Origin of the sequence: Phocaeicola abscessus CCUG 55929 (assembly GCF_000312445.1) — a bacterium.
In the GTDB taxonomy this organism is placed as follows: domain Bacteria; phylum Bacteroidota; class Bacteroidia; order Bacteroidales; family Bacteroidaceae; genus Phocaeicola; species Phocaeicola abscessus.
In genome coordinates this window covers 181,000-195,998 of the sequence record NZ_HE997183.1, presented here as the reverse complement: position 1 = coordinate 195,998, position 14,999 = coordinate 181,000, and the positions used below count along the sequence as shown (strand labels likewise).

Below are 14,999 nucleotides of genomic sequence, written 5' to 3'. Positions count from 1 at the left end.
TCCCTTTCCTGTTAATTGAAATACTTGATCTTTCGTCGGTTCATGATGACGTAGATAATTACGGGTGCTCCTAAAACAGGAGTAACCGCATTCAGCGGAATGATTCCTGATTCACCGGGAAGGATGCAGAGCAGATTGCAGAACAAGGCGATAACGCCTCCCGTCAGCATTGTCACCGGCATTAGGGTGTTGTGATTGGAAGTTCCTAACAGCAGTCGGGCAATATGAGGGACGGCCAAATCGATAAAGGCTATCGGACCACAAAAGGCTGTTGTCACGGCTGACAGAACGCCGGTTGCAATCAGCAGCAGATTTCTGGTTCGCACGATGTTTACTCCTAAGTTTTCCGCATATCTTGTTCCTAATAATAACGCATTGAGCGGCTTTATTAAAAGTATGGCGATAAGTAGACCGATCAGAACCGATCCCGCAAAGTACGGAAGCTGATTCAAAGATACACCGCTGAAATTCCCCATTCCCCAAACGGCATAAGAATGGACGCCTTCGTCGGTGGCGAAGAAATTGAGCAGCGAGATGCACGATGAGGCGATATAACCGATCATGATACCTACGATTAAGAGCATGATATTGCTTTTGATGATAGAGGAGAAGAATAGAATCAATCCCATTACTATCATAGAACCGATGAAGGCGGCAGCAAGTACGGTCATAAACCCGATCACGGAGAAATCGCCGCTTGCCAACACTCCGCTACTGCCTAAGATGACGAGTGCAACCCCTAAGTTCGCGCCGGAATTGATTCCTAAGATAGACGGACCGGCTAAAGGGTTGTTGAAAGCCGTCTGCACCAGCAAGCCTGCCGCTGCCAACGCAGCGCCGCAAAGCAGTGCGGTGACAGCTTGCGGTATGCGCGATTCCCAGACGATATAGAACCAACTTTCTCTGCCTGCCTCCTCGCCGCAAAGGATGTTCCATAGTGCATCGAAAGGGATCTTTACCGAGCCGTATAGCAGATTGGCTCCTACCAAGATGAGTAAGAGGAGCGAAAGAATAAGACTGTATGTGAATCCTTTACTTTTCAATTATTCCGCTAATTTACGGAAATATTTCAAATCGTACTCTTTTAACAAAGAAGGATGGAAAATTTTTATCAGATCTTTCAACAGCCGATCCGGCTGGAAAGGCGATTCTTCGTAGAAAGGAATATCGCCGGTGTTGCATCCGTAGACATTTTTATGCTGATACGCTTTGAACTTGGCGTAAGGAGCGAAGTCGCGCCGCAGTTCTTTTAACGTCTTGTCGGTAGCCTGATTATATTTGATCAGCCAGAAGTCGGCGTCATGCCCTTTGTCATAAACTGTTTCGAAAGCCATTGGAATCGATCCGCTATTCGGCGTATAATCGAAAATGTATTGGGCGTTTGCGTCGGCGTAGAGCTTGCCCGTCGTACTGCGTCCGCCGGGGACGTACCAGGCCGAACTGCTCTTTAACTCTGAGAAAACCGTAGGTCTAACGCTGTCTGAGGCAGCCAATGTCATCAGGGCTTTATAATTCTTTTCGATTTTGGCGAACAGACTGTCCGCTTCGATTGTCCGTCCGAAGAGCAGGCCGTAGAATTTCATCCATTCCGCCCTTCCGAGAGCGGACGTTTCCATATAGTCGGCACATTCGATGAGGGGGATATCGAGCTTTTCGATACGGCCGTACCCTCCGCTATTCTGAAAAGGAGACAGGAGTATGGCGTCTGGATGCAAGTCGATCACCTTTTCGATGGTGGGGTTCATGCTGTTTCCTATATCCGCAATGTGTCCGTTTTTACAGTCTTCCTGTATTTCCGGCAAGTAGATATAATCCAGATCACAGACTCCTGCGATGGCGTCTTTGGCTTTGAGTTGCAGCAGTAAACTGCAATGTACCGACGAATATACGATCGATCGGGTAAGCGGTATACGGATGACAGTCGCATCGGGCAGGGAATCGGGGATGGGTTTGTGCTTATCTATTAATATATAGGTATGCAGAATCTTCGTCGTATCCCAAGGATTGCGCAACCTTGCAAGGGTATATGCCGTATGCTTTTCCAAAACTATGTTTTCGGCATAATTAAAAGGAATATGTTCTTTGGCAGAAGAAGAAAATGAAATCTTGCTCCTTCCGCTACATGCGGATAGAAGCAAGATTAGAATTACTATGTTGGCAGATAGTAAAAATCTCTTTAGTGACCGGTCTTTGTTCATCATACTTCTCATCATTTCGTACTTTTATCTTTAGCATTGCAGTCTGAAGGAAGGTAACATTTGCTCCGTTCCTCTAACTTTTTCTGAATAGTAAACTATGTATAGCAGCACGTTCTTTCTCTCCTTTCCTCGAGGAAATAAAGCATGACTTTTGTTTTGCAGGTCTTCTGACTTACTCCGGTTGGCTTGCCTTCCCGTCCTTTATCGGGACAGTGGCTTGAGTATGAAGCAACCTTTATATGAGCTTACAGCAGCGGGACTGTTCGGGACTTTCACCCGATTCCCTTTTCATTCGTTCTATCGCTGTTGGATAATCGCGAAACAAAACATGGCAAATATAGAAAGTTTCAACGATATTCAAAAGAAAGAGGCGATATTTTTATCGTTTGTAAAGGAATGAATAACATGGCAGAAAGGGAATATGAAACGATCGCTTTTGTTATAGAATAGGATTATCCTCTTCGGGTATTTATATTATTTATCGAAATCCTTCGGTTTTTACACGAATTCTTCCTATATTTGCCATACGTTAAAAATAATGACTATGAACTTTTTGGCATTGACGAAGGCTCGTTTTTCCGTGCGGAAATACGATCCGACCCGGCAGCTTGAAAAAACGAAGTTGGATTATGTGATGGAATGTGTCCGAATGGCACCTTCGGCCGTGAATTACCAGTCGTGGCGTTTTCATATCATTACGGAGAAAGACGAACTGGAGAAAGTCTACGCCTGTTACGATCGCGATTGGATTCGCACGGCGCCGTGCGTGATTTTGGCCTGTGTCGACCATACGCTTTCTTGGCGTCGGAAGAATTTCGACAATAAGGATCATGGCGATGCAGATATTTCCATTGCGGTGGAACATCTGTGTCTGGCAGCCGCTGAACAAGGCTTGGGGACTTGTTGGGTCTGCAATTTCGATACGGCGCTTTGCAAGAAATCGTTTAATCTCCCCCAAGATTGGGAACCGGCGGTCCTGATACCGATCGGGTATGGAACGGATCCTTATCGGGAGAAGAACAGAAAAGAGATGCATGAGATTCTTTTCTGAATGCGACCTCCAAGGAAGATACCTTTAAAGCAGATTTATAATCAAATCCATTCATTTTATGAGAAAAGATTTATTTTCAGTACTTATTGGCATGATATCGTTGGTATTTGCCGGTTGTTCGCAAAGTCAGCAAATACAAGTATCTAACTTAAAGCTCGAGCAAATGGTGGAACCGCTCGGCGTTAACGTGACGCAGCCGCGTTTTTCGTGGCAGATTGCTTCGAGCACTCCCGACTTGGTGCAGACGACTTATCAGATTCAGGTGGCGGCAGATCCGGCAGAACTGAAGGCAGGCAAGAACTTGCTGTGGGATTCTGGTGTCGTAACTTCGGATACTTCTATCTGGGTGTCTTACGGTGGGAAGGCTCTGGAGCCCGGAAAGTATTACTACTGGCGTGTTAAGATCGGCACGAACCAAGGGGCGACAGGCTGGACGGAAATCGAACGCTGGTCGATGGCTCCCGATCCGGCTTCTTTGAAAGCCCTTTGGATCGGTGAAGATACGTTGTCGAATACCGGCGAGAATTTCGGTACGAAGGAGAATAACAAAACCAGAATCGCAGCTCGATACCTGAGAAAAGAGTTCGATTCGGATAAAAAAGATGTGGAAAGGGCGATGTTATACGTATCCGGACTCGGTTCGTCCGAGACTTATCTGAACGGAGAAAAAGTCAGTGAAGATATTTTTGCCCCGATGGTTTCTCAGTATGACAAACGAGTTTACTTCAACACCTACGATGTGACCGGTATGATCGCCGCGGGCAAAAATACCATCGGCGTGGTTTTAGGTGCCGGCCGCTTCTTTAATCTCCGTAATCCCGGACATACGATGTTCGGTTTGCCGAGATTGTTCGCTCAATTGGAAATCGAGTATATCGACGGGACGACTTCCCGGGTCGTCAGCGACACTTCGTGGAAAGTCACCTCAAAAGGGCCTATCATCGCCAATAACGAGTTCGACGGCGAGGAATACGATGCCCGTCTCGAGATGCCCGATTGGAACAGGAACGGCTATGATGACTCCGCTTGGCAGCAAGCCGACCGGATGGAAAGCCCTGCAGGGAAGTTGACGGCACAGCAGAATCCGAATTTGCAGATTCAGGATCGGTTGAAACCCGTCGCCGTCTTCCGGAATCACGAGGGGAACTATATACTCGATATGGGGCAGAACATGGTGGGGTGGCTATCGATCGATCTGAACGGAAAGAAGGATCAACCTATTCATCTCCGTTTTGCCGAAACGTTGAACCCGGACAGCACACTGTATGTAGCCAACCTTCGTACCGCCCGTGCGGAAGATATTTACATCCCTGCGGCCGACGGCAGGTTCCATTGGCATCCTTCGTTCGTCTATCACGGTTTCCGGTTCGTAGAAGTTTCCGGGCTCGACTATCAGCCCGATCCGGCGGATTTTACCGGAGATTGCATCTACGATAAGATGGAGACTACCGGTACCTTCGAGACCTCCGACAAATTGGTCACTCAGATATTTAAGAATGCGTACTGGGGAGTTCGCGACAACTATCGTGGTATGCCCACGGACTGTCCGCAGCGCGATGAACGCTTAGGCTGGATGGGAGACCGGGTGACCGGCACGTACGGAGAAGCTTATTTCCTGGATAACTCGCGCATGTATAACAAGTGGCTGCAGGACGTAGAAGATGCCATGAGCCCGGAAGGCAGCATCTCGGTGGTATCGCCGAGCTACTGGACCATTTATAACGATGATGTCACTTGGCCTGCGGCATTTTTCACCGTCGCCGATATGCTGTATCATCAGTACGGCGACGATCAGGCCATTCGTCTGCACTATCCGGCAATGAAGAAATGGATGCGGCACATGGAATCGACCGCAATGAAGGATAATATCATCACCAAAGATACGTACGGCGACTGGTGCATGCCGCCCGAATCGCCCGAGTTGATTCATTCGGTCGATCCGTCACGGATTACAAACGGCAGTTTGATGAGCACTGCGCTCTATTACGATTTGCTCCGTTTGATGACCGAGTTTGCTAATATCTGTGGACAGGACACCGATATACCTCATTACAAAGAGCTCTCAGCTAAGATGAAAGAGGCTTACAATGCCAAGTTCTTCGACCCGGCCACCGCGCAATACGACAATAATACGGTGACGGCCAATATCCTCTCGCTCCGTTTGGGGCTCGTGCCGAAAGGCTATGAGCGGAAGGTATTCCAAAACATTGTAGATAAGACGGAGAAGGAGTTCGACAGTCATGTGAGCTGCGGCGTGCTCGGCATGCAGCATCTGATGCGCGGCCTATCTGAAAACGGCCGAACTGACCTCGCATACCGGATTCTGACGAATACCGACTATCCGAGCTTCGGGTATATGATTCGAAACGGCGCTACCACCATCTGGGAACTTTGGAACGGAAATACGGCGGATCCCGCCATGAATTCGGGCAACCATGTCATGCTGTTGGGCGATTTGATCATCTGGTATTACGAAGATCTGGCAGGCATCCGATGTTACCCGGGCACGGTCGGGTACAAGAAGCTGTGGATGGCTCCGGTATTCCCTGACGGCTTGGATGAAATCGATGCTTCGTACAAATCCGTTTACGGCGAAATCAGAAGCGCTTGGAGCCGGAAGGACGGACGCTTCGAATGGGATATTACCATCCCCGGCAATACAAGTGCCGTCGTCCGTATACCGAAGGCTTTTGGAGTGACTGTCGCTAAGGTGGCCGGTATTCACGCCATCACGGAGGGTGAGGACTATACGGAAGTCGAAATCGGTTCCGGACATTATCACTTCGAGAAATAACCTGAGATTACTTTAAGAAGAAAGGGCTGAATACTACTCATGTAGGATTCGGCCTTTTTGTTGGAAAGCCCTTCGGTTTAATAACAGCCGACGCGAAAAGGTACGTCTTATAACGATTTTACTCGCTCTCGCCTTCGAAGGCTCACAAAGAGGCCGACGCCTCTCTTTCGCCGAAGTCCGAAAACAAATTTAGATGCCGACAAACATTATTCCCGGATCTTCGGGCACTCTGCAACGGAAGAATAAATCATTTCCCGACCGCCGAACGCTCCGCAGCGGCTCCCCTACAAAAGGCGGCAGTTTTAAAAAGTAATGGATTTCCGTGTAGAGACAGGTGAGCAGCTCTTGAGGAAAGAGACTGTGCCGAAACGTTCGTTTTGACATAATCCTAAAAACCGATGTGGTATTAATCGATAAGCTTGTCGGTCGATCAAAACAATAGAAAAAATCTTGTGCAAGGGAAGTTCACAGGTATCGTTTTGAAATTGTATGGAAAAACTGTCTGACATTCAATTCTTATTCGTATCTTTGTTCCGAACAAAGTCGGTCTTTCACAGACCCGATTCTTTTAGTCGTCTTTCCATGCGAAAAATAATTGCGTTCATATTATGGGTATGCGTCTTCACCTCTTGCGATTGGAGGATGAAGCCGGCGGAACGCAATAAGGAAATCTCCGTCAAAGTAGAGCGTTACGATCGGTTGCAGTTCGAGTACGTCACGATGAACAGCGTCTTTGCCTGGCAGAAGATGAATACGGAATACCCGCAGGCGACTAAATTGCTGATGGAAGATGTCTTGAATCTCGGTGAGGTAAGCGATGCTCGCATTGCAGATAAACTCCTGTCCTATTTCTCGGATACGACCCTGCTTCGCCTGATGAACGATGCGGAGCATAAGTATCAGGATGTGGAATGGATTGAGAAGAGGCTGAATAAAGGTTTCGGCTACCTGAAATCGAAATTGCCCGACTTGGTCGTCCCGCGTTTTTACGCTCAGGTGTCCGCGCTAAACCAGTCGGTAGTCGTCGGCGACAGTCTGGTCGGTTTCAGCCTTGATAAATACATGGGAGCGGATTATCCACTTTATAAGAAGTATTATTACGAGGAGCAAAGTCGATTGATGGATCCGGAGCGGATCGTTCCCGATTGCTTCCTGTTTTATCTCATCAGCCAGTATCCGATGCCGTTCGGCCCCGGTCGCACCCTGCTGGATGTGCTGATGCATCGCGGGAAAATCAATTGGTTGATCACCAAAGCGCTGGAGTACGACTCTGTCGAAGATGAGTTAGGATACGATGCCGACGAAAAGAAATGGTGTAAAAAGAACAAGTCGGCCCTGTGGAAATTCATGCTCGACCGCAATCATCTGAACGCTACCGATCCGATGGTGATCCGCAGCTACTTAAGCAATACGTACGTTCCCTTGTTCGATAAGGAAGTGCCTTTCGGTGTCGGTACGTGGATGGGCTACCAACTGATTGCCGAATACATGCGGACGCATAAGGACGTGACGATCCAGCAACTGATGGAGCGGACGGATTACTGGGAGATGTTGCTGAATACATCCGTTACATTTTGAGATCAGTAGAGATGGATATCGCTTTGTATTTGATTCCCGTTACGTTAGGCGACACGGCCGTCGAACAAGTTCTGCCTGTCTATAATAAGGAAATCATCCTGCATATCAACCATTTTATCGTAGAGAATATCCGTTCCGCCCGGCGCTTCCTGAAGAAAGTCGATGCAGAGATCGCTATCGATGCCCTTACCTTTTATGAACTGAATCAGCATACCGATCGAAAAAGGATCGGCGATTATCTAAACCCTCTTCTTGCAGGGGAATCGATAGGTCTTCTCTCCGAAGCAGGCTGTCCGGCCGTAGCCGATCCAGGGGCCGAGGTCGTAGCCATTGCTCAACGGAAACATTTGAAAGTTATCCCTTTGATAGGGCCTTCTTCCATTATTCTTTCCGTCATGGCGTCCGGGTTGAACGGACAAAGTTTCGCTTTCAACGGTTATCTTCCTATCGAGCCCGGAGCGCGCAGCAAGCGGATTCGGGAGCTGGAACAGCGTGCTTATGCGGAAAATCAGACGCAACTCTTTATCGAAACCCCTTACCGCAACGGCAAACTGCTGAACGATCTGGTAAGGAATTGCAAACCGCAGACTCGTCTCTGTATCGCGGCCGGCATTACCTGCAAAGACGAATACATCCGGACGAAGACAATCGGGGAATGGAAAAGTTCGCTGCCCGACCTGAATAAGGTTCCGTGTATCTTTCTGCTGTGTAAAAGCTAATGCTTTCCGCCCGCAAAACAAATGTGTTTTTCCGCATGATAGGAAGAGCGTACCAACGGGGCGCTTTCTACCGCTTTGAATCCTTTTTGCATGCCGATATCGCGATACTTCTCGAATTGTGCGGGGGAGATGTAGGCATGCACGGGATAATGCTTGCGGGTGGGTTGCAGGTATTGTCCGATGGTCAATATGCGGCAACCTGCCGTCAGCAGGTCGTCCATCGCTTCTTCTACCTCTTCGGGAGTTTCTCCCAAGCCGACCATGATGCCACTTTTAGTGGCGATGCCGCTTTCGGCTACTTGTCGAATCACTTTCAGGCTCGTATCATACCGGGCGACGCTCCGTACCTCGGGAGTAAGCCGACGAACGGTTTCCATATTATGTGAGATGATGTCGGGCTTCGCCTCTATTACTTGCCGTATGAGTTCCGCCCTCCCTTTGAAGTCGGGAATCAGGACCTCGAATGTGGTAGTCGGATTCAACCGTTTGATCTCCTGAATGGTCTTTACCCAATGAGTGGCGCCCAGATCGGGCAAATCGTCCCGATCTACCGAGGTGACGACGGCATGATCCAATTTCATTAGTCGAATACTTTCCGCTACGTTTGTCGGTTCTTCCGGATCTAAGGGAAGCGGTTTTCCTGTCGGCGTATGGCAGAATTTGCAACATCGGGTGCAGATATTTCCTCCGATCAGGAAAGTGGCCGTTCCGTGTCCCCAACACTCGTTGCGATTAGGGCAGAGTCCACTATGGCAAATGGTATGCAGGTGATGTGACTCGACGATTTCTTTGGTAGCGGCATATCGCGGGTTGGCGCCTATATCTATCTTCAGCCAGGAAGGTTTCCTTACGTGATCCATCGACAGCAGCTATTTCAAATTATCGATGAAGAACTCTGTCACGCGAGTCATCAAATGCTTTCGGGTATTTCCCCCGTAAATACCGTGGTCCCGGTTGGTATAAATCTGCATGTCGAACTGTTTGTCGGCCTGGACCAGTGCTTCTGCATATTCCGCATTGTTACGGTAATGCACGTTATCGTCGGCAGAGCCTTGGATCAATAGCAACTTGCCATGAAGTTTATCGACGCGTGCAATGGCGGAAGCCGCCTCGTAGCCACCGATATTTTCTTGCGGAGTACGCATAAAGCGTTCCGTATAAACTGAATCGTAGAAATGCCAATCCGTCGGGGCGGCGATCGCCACGCCCGCTTTGAATATCGGCGTTCCTTCGCTCATGGCCATCAATGTCTCGTAACCGCCGTAGCTCCATCCCCAAATGCCGATGTTATTCCCGTCGACATACGGCAAGCTTTGCAGATATTTGGCCGTTTCAACCTGATCTTCGGCTTCCTTCACGCCGATGGCCATATAGGTGCACTTCTCAAAGTCCGCTCCGCGACCGCCGGTTCCTCGTCCGTCCACACAGACGGAGATGAATCCCTTTTGCGCCATGTAGGCTTCGAAGATTCCGCCGTTCCCCATCGATCCGGCCGACCATCTGTCGATCACCTGTTGCGATCCGGGGCCGCTGTACTGATACATGACAACCGGATATTTCCTCGCCGGATCGAAATCGGCGGGTTTCATCATCCAACCGTTCAGTTCCGTGCCCCGAGCGGTGGTGAACCGAAAGAATTCCTTTTTGGGCATGGGCATGCGGGACAGTTTGTCTTTCAATTCCTGATTATCGATCAAAGTGTTTATCGTTTTTCCCGTATGGTCGTTGAGAGTGATTACGGGAGGCGTCGTCATGTTCGAGAACGTGTTGATATAATACTTCAGGTTCTTGCTGAAGATAGCGCTGTTCGTGCCTTCGTCGGCAGAGAGCTTGGTTCTCTTCCCTTTCGAATCGATTTTCCAGAGGGCGGTGCGTAGCGGACTCCCTTCGTTGCTTATATAATAGAATTCGTTTCTCGACTGATCCCATCCGATGTATTCGATCACTTCCCAAGCGCCTTTCGTGAGCTGCTTGACCAAATTGCCGCCGATGGTGTAGAGGTAAAGGTGGTTGTATCCGTCTCTTTCGCTCATCATCACGAAGTGAGCGGGGTAGAAGCGAATAGCCGCATACGGTGCTTCTTTCACATAATGCGCGTCTTCTTCGCGAACCATCAGCTTGCAAAGCGTACTCCTCGGATTGGCAAAATACAGATCGAAACGATTCTGTTGGCGGTTCAGGGTCATCACGGCCAATTTCTCCGGATCGTCCGTAAATTTGATGCGAGGAATATATCCGTCCGAATCCGAAGGAAGTTCGAGGGTGCGGTCTACCTTACTCTTGATGTCGAACGTATGGACCGTTACTTTTGAATTATTCACGCCGGCCAACGGATATTTGTAGGAGTAGAAACCGGGATAGGTCCGATATTTCTCGATCTCGGGTGCCAATCCTTTGTAATAAGGAATGCGGTACATGGGAACCTGGCTTTCGTCGAAGCGGATATAGGCGATCATCTTGCTGTCCGCACTGAAATCGAAAGCACGGTTGAACTCGAACTCTTCTTCGTACACCCAGTCGGGAATGCCGTTGATGATTTCGTGCTGTTTGCCGTCTCGGGTGATTTGCGATTCCGCGTTTCCGAAAAGTAGTTTCACCAGCCAGAGATTATTGTCGCGGACAAAAGCAATTTGAGTACCGTCGGGCGAAAACAAAGGCACTTGTTGAGGGCCGCCTTCCGACAAAGGTTCCAATTTATTGTTCTTCACGTTGAAGAGATAATAGACGGCGGTGAAAGAACGGCGATACATATATTTCGTCTCCGTCTGAATCAGGATGAGACGATCGTCAGGCGACACGATATAATCGTCGAAGCGATCGAAGCGGCATTCCCTGGCCGTACCGACGTCGAAAACCGTTTCGAGTTCTTTGCCCGTGCGGAAAGAATATTTTACGATACGCTTGGAATCGTCGCTCATTTGCGTATAGCTTTCACCGTCTGAACAGGGCTTTACGCCGCGAATGCCTTTTGCCCGATAAGTCGCATGAGCTATATCGTTAACGGTAAACTGCTGGGCGCTTGTCGTCAATGCACAACAAACCCAAAAGATGAAGAAAGTAACCTTTTTCATGACGCTGTTCTTTTATGATCCGTGTTTATAATTCGTGTAGCAAAGTTAAAACTATTTGTTTGAAAAAAGTCTAACTTTACCGAGAAATATAAGATGCAGACGCCGAATCGATATACCGACCTCTCCGCCTTTCTGGCGAAGCGCTTTTCGCAGAAGGTGCAGAAGATTTCCATCCATGCTGGCTTTACTTGTCCCAATCGGGACGGAACAGTAGGTTATGGCGGGTGTACGTATTGCAATAATCAGACATTCAACCCTACATACTGCCGGACGGAGAAGCCGATCGTCCAGCAGATGGAAGAGGGGAAGCGGTTCTTTTCCCGAAAATATCCGCAGATGAAATATATGGCTTATTTCCAAGCCTATACCAATACCTACGGCGAATTGGAAGACCTCAGGCGGAAGTACGAAGAGGCTTTGGCCGTAGAAGATGTGGTAGGAATCGTGATCGGAACGCGGCCGGATTGCATGCCGGACGAACTGTTGGATTACCTGGACGAGCTGAATAGATGTACGTTCGTCGCGGTGGAGTACGGCGTGGAGAGCACCGACGACGAAACCCTGAAGCGTATTCGCAGAGGACATACCTACCAGACTGCCGTAGAAACCGTTTGGCGGACGGCCGCCAGAGGCATCTGGACGGGGATACATCTTATTTTGGGACTTCCCGGCGAAGAGCGGGATCGAATCATCGGGGAAGCCGCCGAGATCTCCCGCCTTCCCATCGCTTCCTTAAAGCTCCATCAATTGCAGCTCGTTAAAGGAACGAGGATGGCAGAGGAGTTTGCCGAACACCCCGAAACGTTTCATCTGTATACCGCGGAGGAATATGTAGAGTTGGTGGTCGACTTTCTGGAACGGCTTCGCTCCGACATCGTCGTAGATCGCTTCGTCTCGCAGTCTCCGAAGAGCCTGCTCCTCGCGCCCGACTGGGGGCTGAAGAACTTCGAATTCACGGAGAAGGTGAAGCGGAGATTGAAGGAGCGGAATACTTGGCAAGGGCGCAAGTTCGCCGAATCCTCTTCGCTGCTTCACATCCGGTAGGAGAGTGTCGTCGCACCGGATCGAAAGAATCTTTTAAAGGCAAAGTTTGGACGAATAAACAAATTGCGTTATTTTTGCATTCCGATGGAAACGTATCGTTATTACTCAACGGTCCGGAATTTCGGAGAGATAAAATTTAATGGATTATGGAACTGAAAGGAAAGGTATATTATGTAGGCGTGAACGATCGCCAGAAACAGTTGTTCGAAAATCTTTGGCCCTTGCCTGACGGCGTAACTTACAATTCCTATCTGATCGATGACGATCGGATCGCTTTGATCGAGACGGTCGATATATGTTATTTCGAGGTATTCATTAAGAAAATTCGACAGGTGATAGGCGACCGCCCCATCGATTACCTGATCATCGATCACATGGAACCGGATCATTCAGGTTCCCTCAGTTTGATCAAGAAATATTATCCCGACATCACCATCGTGGGCAATGCCAAAACGTTCGACATGATCGACGGGTTTTACGGCGTGGAAGGAAAACGGCTGGTAATCAAAGAAGGTGACACCCTGGATCTGGGGTATCACCGATTACAGTTCGCGCTCATCCCAATGGTACATTGGCCGGAGACGATGGTTACCTTCGACATGACGGAAGGCATTCTCTTTTCGGGCGATGCCTTGGGAGCGTTCGGAGCGTTGAACGGCGGTGTGATCGATACGCAGATAAACACGGATGCTTATTGGAGCGAAATGGAACGCTATTATTCCAATATTGTCGGGAAATATGGCGCCCCTGTGCAAAAAGCCTTAGCCAAGCTGAAGAACCTGCCGATCACGATGGCTTGTACTACGCATGGACCGATTTGGACGAAGCAGCTGCCGAGAGTGCTCGACCTCTACGACCGCTTGAGCAGGTACGAAGCCGAAGAAGGCGTCGTGATCGCCTACGGTACCATGTACGGCAATACCGAGATGATGGCAGAAACGATTGCGGAAGAGTTGAGTGAGCAAGGCATCAGGAACATCGTGATCGACAATGTGTCGCACAAACATCATTCTTTCATCATCCGAGACGTATTCAAATATAAAGGGCTGATCATCGGTTGCCCTACGTATAACGCGAATATCTATCCCGAGACGGAAGCCCTGTTGAGCGAGTTGGCTTCGCGGGATATCAAACACCGTTATCTCGGTTGGTTTGGCTCCTTCTCTTGGGCTGGCGCTGCCGTAAAGAAAATCGGCGAGTACAATGAAAAGCTGAAGTTCGAACAGGTAGGTACGCCGGTGGAGATGAAGCAGGCGATGAACCCTGCCGTCGAAGCCGAATGCAGAACCTTGGCGAAAGCGATGGCCGACCGACTGAAAGCCGATCGGAGCGAATCGTAAGCCTCGATTTTTACAGCGCGCAGTACGACGTATCGCAAGCAGGTCGCTTTCTTCGGTCGCGCAGAGGGCGGAAAAGAAGGGAGAAGTGGAAACGGGAGCTATCCGCTTGCTAAATGATCAATATGCCTTTTCCCTGACGGATAATCTCCTCATGATCTTCCCTGCAGTCTACCACTGTAGAAGGGGCTATCCCGCCGATTCCTCCGTCGACTACGAGGTCCACCTGATCGCCGAGCTTCTCGGCGATCAATTCGGGATCGGTCATGTATTCGATATCTTCGTCCGTTTCATGAGGAACTGTGGTGGAGAAAATCGGTGCATCCAACTCTTGGCATATTTCTCGGACGATGTTGTTATCGGGCACGCGGATGCCCACTTCTTTTCGGCTTCGGAATATTTTCGGAAGATTGTTGCTGGTATTCAGCACGAAGGTGAACGGCCCGGGCAGGTTACGTTTCATCAGCTTGAATGTGGCGTTGCTCACTTTGGCGTATTCGCTGATATGACTTAAGTCGGAACAGATAATCGACAGATGATGTTTGGCGGGGTCGATCTTTTTCAATTTGCATATCCGTTCCACCGCCTGGCTTTTCAATCCGCTGCAACAAATGGCGTATACCGTATCCGTGGGGAGGACGATAATGCCTCCGTCGTTCATCAACTGTACGATGCGATCGATATCTTTCGGATTATTGTTCTTTTCGTATAACTTCGTCAACATCTTTTATTTCAAAAAATCGTCGGTAAAAGTGAGCGGCAGCAAATCGTTCACTTCTTCGACCGTGTAGATATGCTTCTTACTGTAAAGCAGAATCCGCATGGGGCAGCCGTATCTTTTTTCCGTTTCTGCCAGTACTTGCCGGCACGCGCCGCAAGGCGGGGTAGGCGTATCGGTAAAGCCGTATTCGTCGCACGCGGCGATCGCTATGCTCTTTATTGCCGCAGAGGGGTATCGGGAGTTAGCATAAAAGATGGCTGTACGTTCGGCACAGGTGCCGGAAGGATAGGCGGCATTCTCCTGATTGCTTCCCGTAATGATTGTACCATTGCTCAGCAAGGCGGCGGCTCCTACCGAGAAACGAGAATAAGGTGCATAACTTCGAGAGGTCGCTTCTTTGGCGGCATCGACCAACAGACGGTCCGCTTCGGCCAATTCTTCGTAGGTTCTGACTGTTATATGGATTTCAATCCTGATGTGTTCCAT

Annotated in this window: 12 protein-coding genes and 1 riboswitch; of the genes, 6 read left to right on the top strand and 6 right to left on the bottom strand. The window is 49.2% G+C overall.

The window, feature by feature from the left end:
* Positions 1-11 precede the first annotated feature (11 nt).
* Positions 12-1,043: an iron chelate uptake ABC transporter family permease subunit gene (locus BN102_RS04870; RefSeq protein ID WP_019207971.1), complete on the bottom strand. Its 1,032-nt coding sequence runs from the start codon at positions 1,041-1,043 to the stop codon at positions 12-14.
* Entirely contained in the window at positions 1,044-2,210 is a 1,167-nt protein-coding gene (locus tag BN102_RS04865) for an ABC transporter substrate-binding protein (protein ID WP_425357566.1), read from the bottom strand.
* A gap of 128 nt (positions 2,211-2,338) precedes the next feature.
* Positions 2,339-2,540: riboswitch (cobalamin riboswitch) on the bottom strand.
* A gap of 202 nt (positions 2,541-2,742) precedes the next feature.
* On the opposite strand from BN102_RS04865, the gene BN102_RS04860 reads away from it, so the two are divergent.
* The 4 genes from BN102_RS04860 to BN102_RS04845 all read left to right on the top strand — a co-directional run bounded on the left by BN102_RS04860 (position 2,743) and on the right by BN102_RS04845 (position 8,340).
* Positions 2,743-3,249 carry a nitroreductase family protein gene (locus BN102_RS04860; protein ID WP_019207968.1) on the top strand — a complete coding sequence of 169 codons (507 nt, stop codon included), beginning with the start codon at positions 2,743-2,745 and terminating at the stop codon, positions 3,247-3,249.
* Positions 3,250-3,307: 58 nt separating this feature from the next.
* On the top strand, positions 3,308-6,043 hold the full coding sequence (locus BN102_RS04855) for an alpha-L-rhamnosidase (protein ID WP_036787317.1): 2,736 nt from the start codon (positions 3,308-3,310) through the stop codon (positions 6,041-6,043).
* A 582-nt stretch (positions 6,044-6,625) separates the two neighbouring features.
* Positions 6,626-7,621, top strand: coding sequence for a gliding motility protein GldB-related protein (locus BN102_RS04850; protein ID WP_035456048.1), 996 nt, complete (start codon positions 6,626-6,628; stop codon positions 7,619-7,621).
* Between the two features lie 11 nt (positions 7,622-7,632).
* Positions 7,633-8,340 (top strand): SAM-dependent methyltransferase, encoded by a 708-nt coding sequence (locus BN102_RS04845; protein WP_019207965.1) that lies wholly within the window; start codon positions 7,633-7,635, stop codon positions 8,338-8,340.
* Here the strand turns inward: BN102_RS04845 and lipA are convergent.
* Together lipA and BN102_RS04835 are read right to left on the bottom strand one after the other, a co-directional pair.
* A complete protein-coding gene (lipA, locus tag BN102_RS04840; protein WP_019207964.1) occupies positions 8,337-9,200 on the bottom strand; it encodes a lipoyl synthase in 864 nt (287 codons plus the stop codon). The genes BN102_RS04845 and lipA overlap by 4 nt on opposite strands.
* Before the next feature lie 9 nt (positions 9,201-9,209).
* Positions 9,210-11,411: a S9 family peptidase gene (locus tag BN102_RS04835; protein ID WP_019207963.1), complete on the bottom strand. Its 2,202-nt coding sequence runs from the start codon at positions 11,409-11,411 to the stop codon at positions 9,210-9,212.
* A gap of 93 nt (positions 11,412-11,504) precedes the next feature.
* Here BN102_RS04835 and mnmL point away from each other — a divergent pair, with 93 nt between their 5' ends.
* A complete protein-coding gene (gene mnmL / locus BN102_RS04830; RefSeq protein WP_019207962.1) occupies positions 11,505-12,455 on the top strand; it encodes a tRNA modification radical SAM protein MnmL/YtqA in 951 nt (316 codons plus the stop codon).
* 146 nt (positions 12,456-12,601) lie between these two features.
* Positions 12,602-13,795 (top strand): FprA family A-type flavoprotein, encoded by a 1,194-nt coding sequence (locus BN102_RS04825; protein ID WP_019207961.1) that lies wholly within the window; start codon positions 12,602-12,604, stop codon positions 13,793-13,795.
* A gap of 109 nt (positions 13,796-13,904) precedes the next feature.
* On the opposite strand, the gene BN102_RS04820 is transcribed toward BN102_RS04825, so the two are convergent.
* Positions 13,905-14,516 (bottom strand): L-threonylcarbamoyladenylate synthase, encoded by a 612-nt coding sequence (locus BN102_RS04820; RefSeq protein ID WP_019207960.1) that lies wholly within the window; start codon positions 14,514-14,516, stop codon positions 13,905-13,907.
* A gap of 3 nt (positions 14,517-14,519) precedes the next feature.
* Complete coding sequence (cdd, locus tag BN102_RS04815) at positions 14,520-14,999, bottom strand: cytidine deaminase (protein ID WP_019207959.1); 480 nt, start codon at positions 14,997-14,999, stop codon at positions 14,520-14,522.